Annotated in this window: 13 protein-coding genes and 2 tRNA genes; 2 read left to right on the top strand and 13 right to left on the bottom strand. The window is 63.2% G+C overall.

Going from position 1 to position 17246, the window contains the following annotated elements; genetic code table 11:
• Positions 1-67: 67 nt before the first annotated feature.
• Together rlmB and rnr are read right to left on the bottom strand one after the other, a co-directional pair.
• Entirely contained in the window at positions 68-811 is a 744-nt protein-coding gene (gene rlmB, locus G7020_RS06185) for a 23S rRNA (guanosine(2251)-2'-O)-methyltransferase RlmB (protein ID WP_181083049.1), read from the bottom strand.
• Complete coding sequence (rnr, locus tag G7020_RS06180) at positions 808-3342, bottom strand: ribonuclease R (protein ID WP_181083048.1); 2535 nt, start codon at positions 3340-3342, stop codon at positions 808-810. The genes rlmB and rnr overlap by 4 nt, the downstream gene beginning before the upstream one ends.
• Positions 3343-3547: 205 nt before the next feature.
• Here rnr and G7020_RS06175 point away from each other — a divergent pair.
• Positions 3548-3634, top strand: a tRNA-Leu gene (locus tag G7020_RS06175).
• A 95-nt stretch (positions 3635-3729) separates the two neighbouring features.
• Positions 3730-3816 (top strand) — tRNA-Leu (locus tag G7020_RS06170).
• A 149-nt stretch (positions 3817-3965) separates the two neighbouring features.
• Here G7020_RS06170 and G7020_RS06165 read toward each other — a convergent pair.
• The 11 genes from G7020_RS06165 to G7020_RS06115 all read right to left on the bottom strand — a co-directional run bounded on the left by G7020_RS06165 (position 3966) and on the right by G7020_RS06115 (position 17213).
• A complete protein-coding gene (locus tag G7020_RS06165; RefSeq protein WP_181083047.1) occupies positions 3966-5261 on the bottom strand; it encodes an adenylosuccinate synthase in 1296 nt (431 codons plus the stop codon).
• Positions 5262-5349: 88 nt separating this feature from the next.
• Positions 5350-6537, bottom strand: coding sequence for an ATP phosphoribosyltransferase regulatory subunit (locus tag G7020_RS06160; protein WP_181083046.1), 1188 nt, complete (start codon positions 6535-6537; stop codon positions 5350-5352).
• A gap of 281 nt (positions 6538-6818) precedes the next feature.
• Entirely contained in the window at positions 6819-7694 is an 876-nt protein-coding gene (gene hflC, locus G7020_RS06155) for a protease modulator HflC (protein WP_181083045.1), read from the bottom strand.
• The gene (gene hflK / locus G7020_RS06150) at positions 7694-8881 is read right to left on the bottom strand and encodes an FtsH protease activity modulator HflK (protein ID WP_181083044.1); all 1188 of its coding nucleotides are present in this window, start codon (positions 8879-8881) and stop codon (positions 7694-7696) included. The genes hflC and hflK overlap by 1 nt, the downstream gene beginning before the upstream one ends.
• A 97-nt stretch (positions 8882-8978) precedes the next feature.
• On the bottom strand, positions 8979-10280 hold the full coding sequence (gene hflX / locus G7020_RS06145; protein WP_181083043.1) for a ribosome rescue GTPase HflX: 1302 nt from the start codon (positions 10278-10280) through the stop codon (positions 8979-8981).
• Positions 10281-10292: 12 nt separating this feature from the next.
• The gene (gene hfq / locus G7020_RS06140; protein ID WP_037023690.1) at positions 10293-10547 is read right to left on the bottom strand and encodes an RNA chaperone Hfq; all 255 of its coding nucleotides are present in this window, start codon (positions 10545-10547) and stop codon (positions 10293-10295) included.
• A gap of 93 nt (positions 10548-10640) precedes the next feature.
• Complete coding sequence (gene miaA / locus G7020_RS06135) at positions 10641-11612, bottom strand: tRNA (adenosine(37)-N6)-dimethylallyltransferase MiaA (RefSeq protein WP_181083042.1); 972 nt, start codon at positions 11610-11612, stop codon at positions 10641-10643.
• Between the two features lie 324 nt (positions 11613-11936).
• Positions 11937-13814, bottom strand: a complete 1878-nt coding sequence (gene mutL / locus G7020_RS06130) for a DNA mismatch repair endonuclease MutL (protein WP_181083041.1) — start codon at positions 13812-13814, stop codon at positions 11937-11939.
• Positions 13811-15226: an N-acetylmuramoyl-L-alanine amidase gene (locus G7020_RS06125; RefSeq protein ID WP_181083040.1), complete on the bottom strand. Its 1416-nt coding sequence runs from the start codon at positions 15224-15226 to the stop codon at positions 13811-13813. Before G7020_RS06125 ends, mutL begins: the two co-directional genes overlap by 4 nt.
• A gap of 17 nt (positions 15227-15243) precedes the next feature.
• Positions 15244-15714: a tRNA (adenosine(37)-N6)-threonylcarbamoyltransferase complex ATPase subunit type 1 TsaE gene (gene tsaE, locus G7020_RS06120; protein ID WP_181083070.1), complete on the bottom strand. Its 471-nt coding sequence runs from the start codon at positions 15712-15714 to the stop codon at positions 15244-15246.
• Between the two features lie 8 nt (positions 15715-15722).
• Complete coding sequence (locus G7020_RS06115) at positions 15723-17213, bottom strand: NAD(P)H-hydrate dehydratase (RefSeq protein WP_181083039.1); 1491 nt, start codon at positions 17211-17213, stop codon at positions 15723-15725.
• Positions 17214-17246 lie beyond the last annotated feature (33 nt).

The raw sequence follows: 17246 nt of genomic DNA, 5'->3' as shown, positions 1-17246 counted from the left end.
CCGAGCCTGGCACTCGCCATTGCAGACCGCTGAAAAAAAGCTTCTTTTTCAACGGCCTGCTAGCGCCCTAGCCCGAGCGGCGTTGACGTAGCGCCTCGAACAGGCAGACGCCGGTGGCGACCGAGACGTTGAGGCTGCTGACACTCCCGGCCATCGGCAGGCGCACCAGGAAATCGCAATGCTCACGCGTCAGACGTCGCATCCCCCTGCCCTCGGCGCCCATCACCAGCACGATCGGCCCCCGAAGGTCCTGGTCATAGATCTCCTGCTCGGCTTCACCCGCCGTGCCGACGATCCACAGCCCGCGCTGCTGCAGCTTCTCCAGGGTTCGCGCAAGGTTGGTGACCGCAACCAGCGGAATCACTTCCGCCGCGCCACAGGCCACCTTGCGCACCGTGGCGTTGAGGGTGGCCGACTTGTCCTTGGGGATGATCACCGCCAGCGCACCGGCGGCATCGGCCGTACGCAGGCAGGCGCCAAGGTTGTGCGGATCAGTCACACCGTCGAGCACCAGCAGCAAGGGCGTGCCCTCGGTGCGGTCCAGCAGCTCTTCGAGCATCGCATCGCCCCAGACCTGGCTGGGGCTGACATCGGCCACAACGCCCTGATGAACACCCTCCACCCAGGCATCCAGCTCGCGACGCTCACATTGCCCGACACGAATCCTCGACTGTTCGGCCAGCTGGATCAGCGTCTGGACCCGCGGATCGTCACGCCCCTCCGCCAGCCAGACCTGCTTGACCCGCTTGGGGTGATGACGCAGCAGCGCCTCTACGGCGTGCAAGCCGTAGATTTTCTCAAGATCGCTCATGGCTTGGCCTTGCGCTTGCCCGCCGCGCCTCCATCCGGCCTGGCTGACGACTTGCCGCCAGCCTTGGGTTTCTGGCTGCCACGCCTGGACTTGCCGCCGTCGGACTTACCGCCTTTCGCGTCCCCAAGCAGCGCCTTTTTCATTTCGCGGCTTTTACGAACATCAGCGCTGACGGACTCCTTCTCCCTGGCAGAAGCCCCCGCAGCACCTTTCCTGCCGCGTCCATCCTTGCGCTCGCTGCCGGCATCAGCCGCCCCACGCTGGCCGATGCCAGTCTTGCTACCGCCGCCGATCAGTTCGAAATCGATCTTGCGTTCGTCGAGATCGACGCGCATCACCCGCACTTCGACGCTGTCGCCCAAACGGAAACTGCGCCCGCTGCGCTCACCCGAAAGGCGGTGATGCAAAGGATCGAAGTGGTAGTAATCGCCCGGCATGGCCGTCACGTGCACCAGGCCCTCGACGTAGATATCCGTCAGTTCGACGAACAGCCCGAAGCCGGTTACAGCCGTGATCACGCCAGGAAAGTTCTCACCCACCCGGTCCTTCATGAACTCGCACTTGAGCCAGTTCACCACGTCACGAGTGGCCTCGTCGGCACGCCGCTCGGCCATTGAGCACTGCTCGCCGAGCTGCTCCAGCGCCGCCTCGTCATAGGGATAGATACGCGCCTTGGGCATGCTGGTCGCGCCTTCACGGCGCACATGCGAGGTCTCGCGACGCGAGCGGATCACACTGCGGATGGCACGATGGATCAGCAGGTCGGGATAGCGCCGAATGGGCGAGGTGAAGTGCGCGTAAGCCTCGTAATTGAGGCCGAAGTGGCCATTGTTGTCCGGGCTGTAGACCGCCTGGCTGAGCGAGCGCAGCATCACCGTCTGGATCACATGGAAATCGGGGCGACCCTGAATATGCTCCAGCAGCGCCTGGTAATCCTTGGGCGTCGGCCCTTCCTTGCCCTTGTGCAGGCTCAGACCCAGCTCGCCGAGGAAAGCGCGCAGTTTCTCCTGACGCTCCAGTGGCGGACCGTCATGCACGCGATACAGGCCGGGAATGTCATGATCCTGCAGGAAGCGCGCAGTCGCCACGTTGGCGCAGAGCATGCACTCTTCGATCAGCTTGTGCGCGTCGTTGCGCTCGGTGGGCTTGATCGCCGCGATCTTGCGCCCGGCGCCGAAGACGATTCGCGTTTCCTGCGTTTCGAAATCGATGGCGCCACGGGTATGGCGCGCCTTGAGCAGCACCTTGTACAACGCATGCAGGTGCTTGAGATGCGGCAGCACGTCGGCGTATTCCGCGCTCAGCTGCTTGCCCTCGGTGCTCTTGGGCTGTTCGAGCATGCAGCTGACCTTGTTGTAGGTCAGCCGCGCATGGGAATGGATCACCGCTTCGTAGAACTGATAGTCGGTCATCTTGCCCGACTTGCTCAGGGTGATTTCGCAGACCATCGCCAGCCGGTCCACTCCGGGATTGAGCGAGCAGAGGCCGTTGGACAGCGCCTCGGGCAGCATCGGCACCACGCGCTCGGGGAAATACACCGAGTTGCCGCGCACCTCGGCCTCCTTGTCGAGTGCCGAACCCACCTTCACGTAATGCGAAACGTCGGCAATGGCGACATACAGGCGGAAACCGCCGGTCAGCAGCTTCCAGCCACCGGGCTTCTCGCAGTAGACCGCATCGTCGAAATCGCGCGCATCTTCGCCGTCGATGGTAACGAAAGGCAGGTGGCGCAGATCGACGCGCTTGTGTTTGTCCTTCTCCTCCACTTCGGGCTTGAGCCGGGACGCTTCTTTCAGCACCGCCTCGGGCCAGACATGCGGAATGTCGAAGCTGCGCAGGGCCACATCGATTTCCATGCCCGGCGCCATGTAGTTGCCGATGACTTCGACGATATCGCCCTGGGGCTGGAAGCGCTGGGTCGGCCAGTGGGTGATTTTCACCTCGACGAACTGGCCCGGCTTGGCATTCATCGACCGCCCTGGCGTGACCAGCACTTCCTGCTGGATCTTGGGGTTGTCGGCCATGACGAAGCCGATGTCGCTTTCTTCCTGGTAGCGCCCGACGATGGTTTCGTGAGCACGACTGATCACCTCGACGATGGCGCCTTCACGGCGTCCACGGCGATCCAGGCCGGCCACCCGGGCCAGAGCGCGGTCGCCATCGAATACCAGGCGCATCTGCGCGGGACTGAGAAACAGGTCGTCGCTGCCATCATCGGGAATCAGGAAACCGAAACCGTCCCGATGACCGCTGATACGGCCACACACCAGGTCCAGCTTGTCTACCGGGGCATAGGTGCCACGCCGGGTGTAGATCACCTGACCGTCGCGCTCCATCGCACGCAGGCGGCGCCGCAGCGCCTCGATGTCTTCTTCGGAGCTCAGCCCGAACTCTTCTACCAGTTGCTCGCGCGCGGCTGGCGCGCCACGCTCGCTCAGATGCTGGAGAATCAGCTCGCGGCTGGGAATGGGGTTTTCGTACTTTTCCGCTTCACGCGCGGCCTCGGGATCGAGGGATTGCCAATCGGCCATTAAGAGATGTCACCTTTCATTCATTTATAGAGGCAGAACGCCCTGTATCTATTGAAGCGCGAAACGGGCCGCGGCGGCAGCTTTCGAACAATTTTTTTTTACCCGACGGGGCTTTACAAGGTACGACCTCGCCCGTATAGTTCGCGCCCACAATGTCCGGTAGACGTTGTAACACGGAAACGAAGAAGCAACATCGTTTTGCAGTGCCCAGGTGGCGGAATTGGTAGACGCACTAGGTTCAGGTCCTAGCGGTGGCAACACCGTGGAAGTTCGAGTCTTCTCCTGGGCACCACTCTTCGATAACACTGTTTCCGCGTGATTGAAAAACGAAGCCTGTCGACTTCGACCACAATCGACAAGAAAGTCGATGAGCAATCATCGCAATGTGCCCAGGTGGCGGAATTGGTAGACGCACTAGGTTCAGGTCCTAGCGGTGGCAACACCGTGGAAGTTCGAGTCTTCTCCTGGGCACCACTCTTCAGAAAAAACCGAGCCACTGGCTCGGTTTTTTCGTTTCAGCCCTTCCTCTTCCCCTTCGCCATCAACTGACCCGAAGACCTCCTCAAGCCACAGAACGCAAAAGACCGCCCGAAGGCGGCCTCTGCTCAAGCAACGCTATCAGCTCAGGCGTAAGGATGGCGCAGCACGATGGTCTCGTTGCGGTCCGGCCCGGTGGAGACGATATCCACCGGCGCCTCGATCAGCGTCTCGATGCGGCGGATATAGGCACGGGCATTGGCCGGCAGCTCGTCCAGGCTCTTGGCGCCAACGGTCGACTCGCTCCAGCCCGGCATTTCCTCGTACACCGGCTGCAGGCCGTCGTAACTGTCGGCATCGGTCGGCGCATCGACCAGCACCTCGCCATTGCGATCCTTGTAGGCCACGCAGATACGGATGGTTTCAAGGCCGTCAAGAACATCGAGCTTGGTCAGGCAGATACCCGAAATGCTGTTGATTTCGATGGCGCGACGCAGAATGACCGCATCAAACCAGCCGCAGCGACGCGCACGACCGGTGGTCGAACCGAACTCGTGACCGCGCTCGGCCAGGCGCGCACCGACATCATCGAACAGCTCGGTGGGGAAAGGCCCCGAGCCGACGCGCGTGGTATAGGCCTTGGTAATACCGAGAATGTAATCCAGGTACAGCGGACCGAAACCCGAGCCGGTGGCTGTGCCGCCAGCGGTGGTGCTGGAGCTGGTGACATAGGGATAGGTGCCGTGGTCGATATCCAGCAGCGAGCCCTGGGCGCCCTCGAACATGATGCGCGCACCCTGCTTGCGCAGCTCATGCAAACGTGCCGACACGTCGGTCATCAGCGGCTTGAGCACCTCGGCGTAAGCCAGCGCCTCATCCAGCGTCTTCTGGAACTCGACCGGCTCGACCTTGTAGAAATTCTGCAGAATGAAGTTGTGGTATTCGAGCAGCTCGCGCAGCTTGACGGTGAAGCGCTCCGGATTGAACAGATCGCCGATGCGCAGGCCGCGACGCGCCACCTTGTCCTCGTAGGCCGGGCCGATGCCGCGTCCGGTGGTGCCGATCTTGCCTTCCGAACGCGCCGCCTCGCGCGCCTGATCCAGCGCCACATGATACGGCAGGATCAGGGTACAGGCCGGACTGATGCGCAGACGCTCGCGCACCGGCACGCCCTTCTCTTCGAGCTTGGTGATCTCGCGCATCAGCGCATCGGGCGCAACCACCACGCCATTGCCGATCAGACATTCAACATTTTCGCGCAGGATTCCGGACGGAATCAGGTGCAACACGGTCTTTTCACCGTCGATGACCAGCGTATGCCCGGCGTTGTGGCCACCCTGAAAACGAACCACGGCAGCCGCCTGGTCAGTCAGCAGATCGACGATCTTGCCCTTGCCCTCATCACCCCACTGGGTGCCCAGGACCACGACATTCTTACCCATAAACCTATGCCCTCTTCGGCGAAGCAGACCGGCCACAACAACCGGTGAAATATCGGAACCAGCCCAGCGCGATCGCGCGCGGCCGCTATCAGGACGCCAGTGGCGCCACCGTCCAGGTGTCTTCCTTCAATACCAGTTGGCGATCACAGCCAACCGACGGCGCAGTCTCGCAGGCCTGCCCATCCAGCGCCTGAACCACTCGCTCGCCCTGCCCGCGCAGCCGGCAGATGGCCTGCCACAACGCCGGATCGGCACTGTGCGGCGCCCAGATGCCCGTCACGGGTGCGGCAAGTTCGGCATTACCAAGACTGACCAGCGTCTTCAGGTCCGTCGAGAAGCCGGTCGCCGGACGCGCACGACCAAAATCCGCGCCGATATCGTCATAACGACCGCCCTGGGCAATCGACTGCCCCATGCCCGGCACGAACACGGCGAACACCACGCCGGTGTGATAGTGATAACCGCGCAGCTCGCCCAGATCGAAATACAGCGGCAGGCCCGGATAGCGCTCTGCCAGGCAGTCAGCTATATGCGTCAGACCTTCCAGCGCTTCGAGCACCGCAGCTGGAGCGCCTGCCAGGGTTTCACGCGCCGCATCGAGCGTCTCGCGCCCACCACACAAGCGCGCCAATGCGCGCAACATACCTGCCAATACCGGCTCGACTTCGACCGTGAGCCGGATGATTTCATCCATAGCCTTGCGCTGCAGCGCATCGAACAGGCGCTGCTCGGCATCCCCGGACAGACCTGCCGCACGCGCCAGGCCACGATAGATGCCCACATGACCAAGGTCCATGTGCACGTCGGGCACATCGGCCAGGCGGAGGGTTTCCAGCATCAGGCTGATCACCTCGATATCGCTGGACGCGCTGCCGTCACCATAGAGTTCGGCGCCCAGCTGGATCGGGCTGCGCGACGTGGCGAGCGCTTGCGGTTTGGCATGCAGCACGCTGCCGGCATAACAAAGGCGGCTCGGCTCTTCGCGGCGCAACGTATGCGCATCCACCCGCGCCACCTGCGGCGTGATATCGGCGCGCAGGCCCATCTGCCGACCAGACAGAGGATCGATGACCTTGAATGTTTTCAGATCGAGGTCCTGCCCCGCACCGGTGAGCAGCGACTCGAGAAACTCCACATGCGGAGTGATGACCAACTCGTAGCCCCAACACTGGAACAGATCCAGCACGCGGCGGCGTGCGGTTTCGATACGTCCCGCCTCGGGCGGCAGCACCTCTTCGATGCCATCTGGCAGAAGCCAGCGGTCTACCGTTGCCATTTCGCCAATCACCCCTCGATACGGCAAGCCTAGTCAAGCAGACGAACACCGGGCTACAGCCTGAGCTGGCCAACGGTCGCGTGCGATTGTGTTTGAAGCATGGCGCCAGTGCCACGCCCCGAAAGGGTCGACATGCTGCCCGATGCGGATCAGCCTGTTTTCCACAGGGACGCAGACGCAAAAAAGCCGGGTTTCCCCGGCTGGCGAATCATAGCAACGTTTTGCCAACGGGTCACCCGGAGGACGGTATCGTCCTGCCGGATGGAGGCCATCGGAGCCCGTCACTGATTCGCGGTTGCCGACTCCAGGTAGCGGAAGAAATCGCTCTTGGGATCGAGCACCAGCACGTCTTCCTTGCTGGCGAAGCTGTCACGATAAGCCTGCAGGCTGCGATGGAAGGAGTAGAACTCGGAATCCTGCCCATAGGCTGCGGCATAGATCGCCGCCGCCTGCGCATCACCATCACCGCGCAGCTCCTCAGCCTCACGGAAGGCCTCGGCGAGCAATACACGGCGCTGACGATCGGCGTCGGCACGAATACCTTCGGCCAGCTCCTTGCCTTTCGCCCGATGCTCACGCGCCTCGCGCTCACGCTCCGAACTCATACGCTCGAACACGCTGCGGTTCACTTCGCGAGGAAGATCGATACCCTTGACGCGCACGTCGACGACTTCAATACCCAGCTCCTGCTGCGCCGCACGATTGAGACTGTTGGTGACCATCCCCATCAGCTCATCCCGCTGGCCCGACACCGACTCATGCAACGTGCGCTTACCGAACTGGTCACGCAGTGCCGCTTCCAGACGACGAGCCAGACGCTCATCGGCAATCTGCTTCATGCCGGATGTCGCGGTATAGAAGCGCTCGGCATCATCCACTCGCCATTTGGCGTAGGAGTCGACCATCAGCGCTTTCTTTTCCAGCGTCAGGAAGCGCGAAGTGGTGCTGTCCAGCGTCATCAAACGCGCGTCGAACTTGCGCACGCTGTTCACGTAGGGAATCTTCATGTGCAGGCCCGGCTTGACGTCAGGCTCGACGATCCGACCGAAGCGCAGCATCACCGCACGCTCGGTCTGCGAGACGATATAGAAGCTGTTCCACAGCACGATCGCCAGCACCACACCCACGATAAGGGCGGTCAGAGACTTGTTACTCATTAACGGGTCTCCCTTGTACGCATCTCACGCGGGTCGAGTTCCGGCGGCAGGCGCGTGGCCTGGGTCGAAGCCGACGACACGCTTGCCGTGGAGGAACGCTCGGCGCCACTGCGGCTGTTGATCATCTTGTCCAGCGGCAGATAGAGCAGGTTGTTCTGCCCGCTCTCGCCGGTAACGAGAACCTTGCTGGTATTGCTCATGACTTCCTGGATGGTTTCCAGGTACAGGCGCTCGCGCGTCACCTCCGGCGCCTTGCGATACTCGGCGACCAGCTTGGTGAAACGATCAGCCTCACCCTGGGCACGAGAAATCACCGCATCGCGATAACCGCTGGCCTCCTCGAGCATCCGCTGGGCCTGACCGCGCGCCTCGGGAATCACACCATTGGCATAGGACTCGGCCTGGTTCTTCTCGCGCTGCTCATCCTCGCGCGCCCGGATCACGTCATCGAAGGCCTCCTGCACTTCACGCGGCGCAGCCGCACTTTGCAGGTTGACCTGAGTAACGAGGATGCCGGTGGCATAGTTGTCGAGGAAGCGTTGCAGGCGCTCCTTGACTTCCGCCGCCATGGCCTCACGCCCCTCGGTCAGCACCTGGTCCATCGCCGTGGAGCCCACCACGTGGCGCACGGCGCTATCGGTTGCGTGCTGCAGGGAAGCCTCAGGATTGTCCACGTTGAGCACGAAGGACTGCAGATTGCTGATCTTGTACTGAACGGTCAGCGGCACCTCGATGATGTTCTCGTCTTCGGTCAGCATCTGCCCCTGCTTGCTGTACGAACGCTCACGGGTGACGTTGGCCTGGAACTTGCGATCGAAGGGCGGGAAATAGATATTCAGACCCGGCCCGACCGTTTCGTGATACTTGCCCAGGCGCAGCACGACAGCCTGCTCCTGCTCATCGACGATATAGATCGCACTGGACAGCCAGACCGCCAGCAGCAGCACCAGACCGACCCAGACCAGAACGAAACCACCACGGCGGCCACCGCCGCCCGACGACGAACCACCGCCACGTTTCCTGCCGCCGAACATGCCGTTGAGGCTGTCCTGCAGTTTACGGAAAGCCTCATCCAGATCCGGTGGACCTTTCTGATCGCCACCGCCACCACCGCCGCGACGACCACCGCCACCACTGCCCCAGGGATCCTGGTTATTCGAGTTGCCACCCGGCTCATTCCAAGCCATAGCGCTCTCCATTCCAAAAAAGCTAAAGACGCGCCAGAAGCGCGACCGCCAATGCTACCGAAAGCCCGATCCAAACGGCTCAAAAGCCGCCCGAGCTTTATTGCAAAGTGTGTTGCTCCAGGAACTGTTCCGTATCGAAACCTTCCCGACTGATCAGGCGCCGCAGCTCGACGCGCTGCACGCGAACATCCAACAGGCTACCACCCTCCTCGTCATGAGACTCGGATTGCACCGCACCCAGCCCGAACAACTGTGCCCGCAGCCGCCCGAGGCTCTGCGGAAGCCGCATCGTTCCGACGAACAGGTCATCGCCAAGCAACTCGGCGACAGCCTGCTTCAACAGATCCAGCCCCAGCCCCATCTGAGCCGAAATCCAGACCCGCTGCGGCACCCCATCGGCGTTGCGCTGGATCTGCGGCTCGATACCCTCAAGCAGATCCACCTTGTTGTACACCTCGAGAATCGGCAATTCGTTCGCGCCAATCTCCGTCAATACCGCCAGCACCTGCTCGATCTGCTCGTCACGTTCCGGCTCGTGCGCATCGATCACATGCAGCAGCAGGTCGGCATTGCTCGACTCTTCCAGCGTAGCCCGGAAGGATTCGACCAGCTTGTGCGGCAGATGCCGAATGAAACCTACCGTGTCGGCCAGCACCACCGGCCCCAGGTCCTCGAGTTCGAGACGGCGCAGGGTGGGGTCGAGGGTGGCGAACAGCTGGTCGGCGGCATACACCGTTGATTCGGTCAGGGCATTGAACAACGTGGATTTGCCGGCGTTGGTGTAGCCGACCAGTGATACCAGCTGAATATCGGCGCGCCGACGCCCGCGACGCGCCTGCTCGCGCTGCCCGCGTACCTTTTCCAGGCGCTGCTTGATCTGGCGAATGCGCACCCGCAGCAGGCGTCGGTCGGTTTCCAGCTGGGTTTCACCCGGGCCGCGCAGACCGATACCGCCCTTCTGCCGTTCAAGGTGAGTCCAGCCACGCACCAGCCGCGTACTCATGTGCTCAAGCTGAGCCAGTTCGACCTGCAGCTTGCCCTCGTGGGTGCGCGCCCGCTGGGCGAAGATATCCAGGATCAGGCCGGTTCGATCGAGCACACGGCACTCGAGCGCACGCTCGAGGTTGCGCTCCTGACTGGGTGTCAGCGTGTGATTGAAGATGACCAACTCGACCTCGCCCTCACGGACGAGATCATGCAACTCCTCGACCTTGCCGCTGCCGATCAGAAACTTGGCCGACGGCTGGTGCCGAGCCACATTGACGAAGCCAACGGTTTCGGCGCCTGCCGAGCGCACCAGCTCCTGAAACTCCTGAGGGTCTTCACGCGCCGCTGGATCCTGGCCATCCAGATGCACCAGGATAGCCCGCTCACCACCACCGGGACGTTCGAAGAACAAAGAAGGCTCCCTTTAGTCGTTACCCGACTCGGATTCATCGGCATCGCCGGCAGCCGGCAGACGCACGGGACGGCCCGGCACGACAGTGGAAATCGCATGCTTGTACACCATCTGGCTGACGGTGTTCTTAAGAAGAATGACGAACTGGTCGAACGATTCGATCTGGCCCTGCAGCTTGATACCGTTGACCAGATAGATGGAAACCGGAACACGCTCCTTACGCAAAGTGTTCAGGTAAGGGTCTTGTAGCGAATGCCCTTTTGACATGTGCCGCACTCCTTAGAGGATCTTTTTCATTTAGTTTTTAGAATCAAACACAGCCGACCCGTTGTTCTGAGGATAGCCGGTCAAATCGCAGTGTCAGCTCAATATGGTGAGCCTATTCAAGTATTTCAATGCTCGCGGCAGATTGTCGCAGGCCGAACTTTCCAGCCAGTGAATCCCCTCCCACCCTCGTAGCCAGGTCAACTGGCGCTTGGCCAACTGCCGGGTGGCGATGACGCCACGCTGCACCATCTCATCCCTTGAGCAGTCGCCGTCCAGATAATTCCAGACCTGCCGGTAGCCTACTGCACGCATGGAAGGCAGCTCGGCATGCAGATCGCCACGCCCGCGAAGGGCTTCGACCTCTTCGACGAAGCCGTGTTCAACCATTTGCACGAAACGCTGCTCGATACGCCGATGCAGGACCTGCCGCTGGGCAGGTGCAATGGACAGTTGCGCCACAGTATAAGGCAAGACACCGAGCTCTGGCGTGCCGGCTCCGGCTTTTTGCAACCTTTGCCGGGCACGATGCTCGCTCATGCTGATGCCGCTGACCCGGTAAACTTCCAGCGCCCTGACGAGACGCTGAGGGTCGTTGGGATGAATGCGCGCAGCCGATTCGGGATCGACCGCCGCCAGTGCCTGATGCAGCGTTGCCAGGCCTTGCGTCTGCGCCTGCCTCTCCAGCTCGGCACGCACCTCGGGATCGGCTGCCGGCATGTCGGCCAAGCCTTCGCTCAGCGCTTTGAAGTAGAGCATGGTGCCACCGACCAGCAACGGGATTCGCCCCGCCGCCGTGATTTCAGCCATGGCCGCCAGCGCATCGCTGACGAATTCGGCCGCCGAATAGCTCTGCGCCGGATCGCGGATGTCGATCAGCCGATGCGGGAATTCGCGCAGCACCTCGGCTGATGGTTTCGCCGTGCCGATATCCATGCCCCGGTAGACCAGGGCCGAATCGACACTGACCAGATCACAGGGCAACACACGGGCAAGCTCCAGCGCCAGGTCGGTCTTGCCGGCCGCGGTAGGGCCCATGAGGAAGATGGCGGGGGGAAGCTGGGGCATGGAGGGGATATTCACAACATCAAAGGACGCATAGTTTCGAGCTGCAAGCTGCAAGCTGCAAGCTGCAAGCTGCAAGCTGCAAGCTGCAAGCTGCAAGCTGCAAGCTGCAAGCTGCAAGCTGCAAGCCAGCGTAGGGTGGAATGTCGTTTTTTACATCCACCAGGGTTCCGTTCGTCGGGTCGATGAAGCGTGACCCGACCTACAACTGACGACTGCCACCTGTAGGGCCGAATTCATTCGGTCAAAGATGCGCAGCCGAACAAGTTCGGCCCTACAAGCTCCCGCACAGCAGCCCTTCATATGGCTTGAAGCTTGCCGCTGCCCCTACCGCCCGCGCAAAAACAGCTTGTCCAACTCCGCCATACCCAGCTGGGTCCAGGTTGGGCGGCCATGGTTGCACTGACCGCTGCGCTCGGTCTGCTCCATATCGCGCAGCAGGCCGTTCATTTCCGGCAGGGTCAAACGGCGGTTGGCACGGACCGCTCCGTGACAGGCCATGGTCGCCAGCAACTCGTTGAGGTGTGCCTGGATGCGGTCGCTGCTGCCGTATTCCAGCAGGTCCGCGAGCACATCGCACACCAGCCGGGTGGCCTCTGCCTGCTTGAGCAGCGCCGGCGTTTGGCGGATGGCCAGACTCTCCGGCCCCAGCCGCTGCAGCTCGAAGCCGAGCTTCGAGAACCACTGCGCATGCTCCTCGGCACAATCCGCTTCGCGCTGACTCACGGCGAGCGACTCGGGCACGAGCAACGGTTGGCCGCGCAGGCCTTCGCTGGCCATGGCGGTTTTCAGGCGTTCATAGGTAATGCGCTCATGGGCGGCGTGCATGTCCACCAGCACCAGCCCCTGGGCGTTCTCGGCCAGAATGTAGATGCCTTTGAGCTGCGCCAGGGCATAGCCCAGCGGCGGCGTGTCAGCGCCGCTTTCCGGCAGAGCCGCCACGCTGGCGTCGGCCAAGGGCGAAAAGAACTCGCGATAGGCGCCCTGCATTTCCGCCGTATTGCCCGAAGGCACAGGACGCGGCGCCTGGTAGCCGGCACCGGCCCCGCGCCAGGCCGGCACTTCGGTTTGCGAGCGCTCGCTCACGCTGGCGGCGAGGCTCATTTCATTCTGACCGGCGAACTCGCCTGCCGCCTGGCCGCTGACCTGGGCAATCGGCGCCACACTGGCGGGCGCCGCCAGCTGATCTTCGGGGCGCACCTCGCCCAGGGCACGATGCAAGGTGCCATACAGAAAATCATGGACCATGCGGCTGTCGCGAAAACGCACTTCATGCTTGGTCGGATGCACGTTGACGTCGACCACCGCCGGGTCGACATCGAGAAACAGCACGAAAGTCGGGTGACGGCCATTGAACAGCACGTCGCGGTAGGCCTGGCGCACCGCATGGGCCACCAGCTTGTCGCGCACCATGCGCCCGTTGACGTAGAAATACTGCAGATCCGCCTGGCTGCGACTGAACGTAGGCAGGCCGACCCAACCCCAGAGATGCAGGCCATTGCGCTCGATCTCGATGGGCAGCGCCTGCTCCAGAAACGCGGCGCCGCACACCGCCGCCACGCGCCGCGCGCGCGCGGCGGGATCGTCAGCCTGGTGCAACGCCAGCACGCCCTTGCCGTTATGCCGCAGATGAAAGGCGACATCGAAGCGCGCCAGTGCCAGGCGCTTGACGACTTCCTGCAGATGATCGAATTCGGTCTTCTCGGTGCGCAGGAACTTGCGTCGCGCCGGGGTATTGAAGAACAGGTCGCGCACTTCCACCGAAGTACCCACCGGATGCGCCGCCGGCTGCACCCGCGCCTGCATGTCACGGCCTTCGGTTTCCACCTGCCAGGCCTCGCTGGCGTCTGCGGTGCGCGAGGTCAGGGTCAGGCGCGAGACGGAGCTGATCGAAGCCAGCGCCTCGCCGCGAAAACCAAGGCTCATCACCCGTTCGAGGTCTTCCAGGTCACGAATCTTGCTGGTGGCGTGACGCGCCAGGGCCAGCGGCAGATCGTCGGCGGAAATCCCGCTGCCATCGTCGCGCACGCGCAGCAGCTTCACCCCGCCCTGCTCGACATCCACCTCGATGCGGGTGGCGCCGGAATCCAGGCTGTTCTCCAGCAACTCCTTGATCACCGAGGCCGGGCGCTCGACCACTTCGCCCGCGGCGATCTGGTTCGCCAGCCGCGGCGCCAGCAGCTGGATGCGTGCCGCTTCGCTCATGGCTGTGCAGCCAGGGTGGTGACGGGAATGGTCAGCGTCTGCCCGACCTTGATCACGTCGCCTTTCAGGCTGTTGGCGCTGCGCAGCGCGGGCAGGCTGACCTGATAACGGTTGGCCAGCAATGCCAGGCTTTCACCGGAGCGCACGACATGTTCGCGGGGAACGCTGGCGATCTTGCCGGAATCGCGCATCCAGGCGATGTAAGTGCCCGGCGGTGGATTCTCATGGAAAAACTGCCGTACGCCACCATGAATCGAGCGGGCCAGCGCTTGCTGATGGGCCTTGGTTTGCAGTTTGCGCGCTTCGGATGGGTTGGAGATGAAGCCGGTTTCAACCAGAATCGAAGGGATATCCGGCGACTTCAGCACCATGAAGCCGGCCTGCTCGACCCGACGCTTGTGCAGCGGCGTGATCCGCCCCATGTTGCTCAGCACCTTCTGGCCCACGTTCAGACTGGAGGCCAGCGAAGCCGTCATGGACAGGTCCAGCAGCACACCCGCCAGCATCTGGTCCTTGTCGCCGAGGCTGACATTGCCCGCGCCGCCGATCAGATCCGAGCGGTTCTCGCTGTCGGCCAGCCAGCGGGCGGTTTCCGACGTCGCGCCGCGATCCGACAGGGCGAAGACCGAAGCGCCATAGGCGGCAGAACGCGGTGCGGCGTCGGCATGAATGGAAACGAACAGGTCGGCGCCCTTCTTGCGGGCGATCTCGGTGCGTTTGCGCAACGGAATGAAATAGTCTCCGGTACGCACCAGCTCGGCACGGAAGCCCTTTTCGGCATTGATCTGGTGCTGCAACTCCTTGGATATCTGCAGCACCACATGCTTTTCGTAGATCTTGCCCGGCCCGATGGCGCCCGGATCCTCACCGCCATGGCCGGCATCGATGGCGATGACGATGTCACGCTGGCTGCTGGGCAGCGGCGGCAATTTCGCCGGCAGACTCGGCGAGACCGGTTTGGCCGGTACGCTGGGCGTGACAGTGGCCGGAACCCTGGCGCTGACCGCCGAGGCATCTGCCTCGCTGTCGAACAGATCGACCACCAGGCGATGCCCGTATTGCTGGTTGGGCGGCAGGCTGAAGCTCTTGGGCGCAACCTGGGTGGACAGGTCGATGACGATCCTGAGCGTGTCGGCATCGTATTTCGCTGCACGCAAGCCCGCCACCGGGGTATTTTCCAGGGACAGCGACCCGAACGGCCTGGCCAGGTTGGCCTTGTCCACATCGATGACGATGCGATCCGGCGCCGTCAGGGTGAACACCTTGTGCTGTACCGGGCCGGACAGATCGAAAACCAGGCGGGTATTGTCCGGTGCTCGCCACAACCGCACGCTCTGCACGTCCGAGGCAGCCAGCACCTGGACTGCCGCCAGCATTAATGCCAAACCCGTTGCCAGCGCGCGTATGCGCATACCCAACCCCATATTGTTCATTGATTACCGATGGTCAGGATGGAACACCAGTTCACTCCGCGCTCGCCCTGTGGCGCCAGGCACAGCATACGGCCAGTTCCGTGGGGCGTAATGGTAATATCCAGGTCGGCCTTTGGCAAAATGCCCGCGCCACGCTCCGGCCACTCCACCAGGCACAGCGCATCCCCATCGAAGTAGTCACGAACACCGAGAAACTCCAGCTCTTCCGGATCGACCAACCGGTACAGGTCGAAATGAAAAACCCGTGCTTGCGGTGTTTCGTAGGGCTCGACCAGGGTGAAGGTCGGGCTCTTGACCTTGCCCTGATACCCGAGCCCGCGGATCAGCCCGCGTGACAGGGTGGTCTTGCCGGCACCCAGATCGCCATGCAGATAGATCACGCCCCGACCAGCGGTTGCCTGGCCGATGCGCGCACCAAGCGCCAGCATCTCGTCTTCATCGACTGCGAACAGCGCCAGCGGCGACATGGCAAGAGTCAGCTGTGACATGGCGAATGTGTCTCCAATTGTTCCCGTATGGCCGGAATCAGGTCGGCGGCGGCAAGCCCCCGACCGCGTTCGCCCTGCCGCTCGCCAGCCACGGCATGCAGCCAGACCGCCAGGCAGGCCGCCTCGAACGATGCCAGCCCCTGCGCCAGCAACGCGCCCGCGACACCGGCCAGGACATCACCCAGACCGGCGCTGGCCATGGCCGGATGCCCCCGGCTACAGAGCGCCAGCCGGCCATCGGCAGCCGCGATCAGGCTGCCGGCACCCTTGAGCACCACCGTACAGCCGTAGCGGCTGGCCAACTCGCGCGCGGCTCTGGGTCGGTCAGCCTGCACTTCGGCTACGGTGCACTGCAACAGCCGTGCAGCCTCGCCGGGGTGCGGCGTCAGCAGACCGCCAGGCGGTGCTTCGACGCCCTTTTCGGCCAACAGGTTCAGCGCATCGGCGTCCCATACCTGGGGCACCCGGCATTGCGCCGCCAGCGACAGCAGACTGCGTCCCCAGGGCGCCTGGCCCAGGCCCGGGCCGACCACCAGCACATCGGCGCGCTGCGCCAGCGCGCTCAGGCCATAGGTGGACTCGATGCCGCTGCACATGATTTCCGGGCGCCGCACCAGCGACGCGGTCACATGCTCGGGACGGGTCGCCAGCGTCACCATGCCGGCACCGCTGCGTAGCGCCGCCTCGGCACAGAGCAAGGCCGCGCCGCCGGTGCCCAGATCGCCACCAATCACCAGCACCTGGCCACAACTGCCCTTGTGCGCGGTCGGCAAACGCGGCGCAAGCAGCGGCAGATTCGCTTTACACAGACGCAGGGCGCACGGCGCAACCGGGTCGACGACGGTCGCATCGGCCTGCAAATCATCGAACACCAGCGCACCGACCCGGTCCGGCCCCTCGCCGGTGAACAGCCCGAGCTTGAGGCCGATGAAGCTCACCGTGAGTTCGGCACATACCGCCTGTCCAAGCGCGCGACCGGTATCGGCGCACAGCCCCGATGGCACATCCACCGCCATGATCGACAGGCCGCTGGCATTCATCGCCGCAATGGCACCGGCATAAGGTTCGCGAACCGCGCCGCTGAGCCCCGTGCCCAGCAGCGCATCGACCAGCACGCCCTGCAACACCGCCGTCGGCGTCCAGGATCGAATCGCCACGCCGGCATCGCGCGCCTCGGCGAAAGCACGGGCGGCATCGCCTTGCAGCCGTTGCCGATCGCCTACCGCAAGCACCTTCACCGACCAGCCCGCGCGTTGCGCCAGCGCCGCGACCAGATAGCCATCGCCGGCATTGTTGCCACACCCGGCCAGCACAGTAAGCGCGCCAGCCTCCGGCCAGCGCCGACGCAGCCCGCGCCAGGCCGCATGGGCGGCACGCTGCATCAGCTCGAAACCGGGCGTGCCGGCGGCGATCAGGCGAGCATCGATCTCGCGCACCTGGGCGGCGGTAAATAAAGCGGCGGGCAAGGTATCGGTCATCGGCACACAGATCATCGGCTGGAATATCTGGCA

It is taken from the genome of Stutzerimonas stutzeri, from assembly GCF_013522825.1.
Lineage (GTDB): Bacteria > Pseudomonadota > Gammaproteobacteria > Pseudomonadales > Pseudomonadaceae > Stutzerimonas > Stutzerimonas stutzeri_AK.
Note: the sequence above shows the minus strand (reverse complement) of the source record. Positions and strands in the feature narration are given on the sequence as shown.

What these genes read in the sequence shown, in the direction of transcription:
- hfq (WP_037023690.1), bottom strand. Translation starts at nt 10,547, where the DNA reads ATGTCAAAAGGGCATTCGCTACAAGACCCTTACCTGAACACTTTGCGT.
- hflC (WP_181083045.1), bottom strand. Translation starts at nt 7,694, where the DNA reads ATGAGTAACAAGTCTCTGACCGCCCTTATCGTGGGTGTGGTGCTGGCG.
- hflK (WP_181083044.1), bottom strand. Translation starts at nt 8,881, where the DNA reads ATGGCTTGGAATGAGCCGGGTGGCAACTCGAATAACCAGGATCCCTGG.
- G7020_RS06125 (WP_181083040.1), bottom strand. Translation starts at nt 15,226, where the DNA reads ATGCGCATACGCGCGCTGGCAACGGGTTTGGCATTAATGCTGGCGGCA.
- G7020_RS06115 (WP_181083039.1), bottom strand. Translation starts at nt 17,213, where the DNA reads ATGACCGATACCTTGCCCGCCGCTTTATTTACCGCCGCCCAGGTGCGC.
- miaA (WP_181083042.1), bottom strand. Translation starts at nt 11,612, where the DNA reads ATGCCCCAGCTTCCCCCCGCCATCTTCCTCATGGGCCCTACCGCGGCC.
- rnr (WP_181083048.1), bottom strand. Translation starts at nt 3,342, where the DNA reads ATGGCCGATTGGCAATCCCTCGATCCCGAGGCCGCGCGTGAAGCGGAA.
- G7020_RS06160 (WP_181083046.1), bottom strand. Translation starts at nt 6,537, where the DNA reads ATGGCAACGGTAGACCGCTGGCTTCTGCCAGATGGCATCGAAGAGGTG.
- mutL (WP_181083041.1), bottom strand. Translation starts at nt 13,814, where the DNA reads ATGAGCGAAGCGGCACGCATCCAGCTGCTGGCGCCGCGGCTGGCGAAC.
- tsaE (WP_181083070.1), bottom strand. Translation starts at nt 15,714, where the DNA reads ATGTCGCCGCTGGCGCTGTTCGCAGTCGATGAAGACGAGATGCTGGCG.
- rlmB (WP_181083049.1), bottom strand. Translation starts at nt 811, where the DNA reads ATGAGCGATCTTGAGAAAATCTACGGCTTGCACGCCGTAGAGGCGCTG.
- G7020_RS06165 (WP_181083047.1), bottom strand. Translation starts at nt 5,261, where the DNA reads ATGGGTAAGAATGTCGTGGTCCTGGGCACCCAGTGGGGTGATGAGGGC.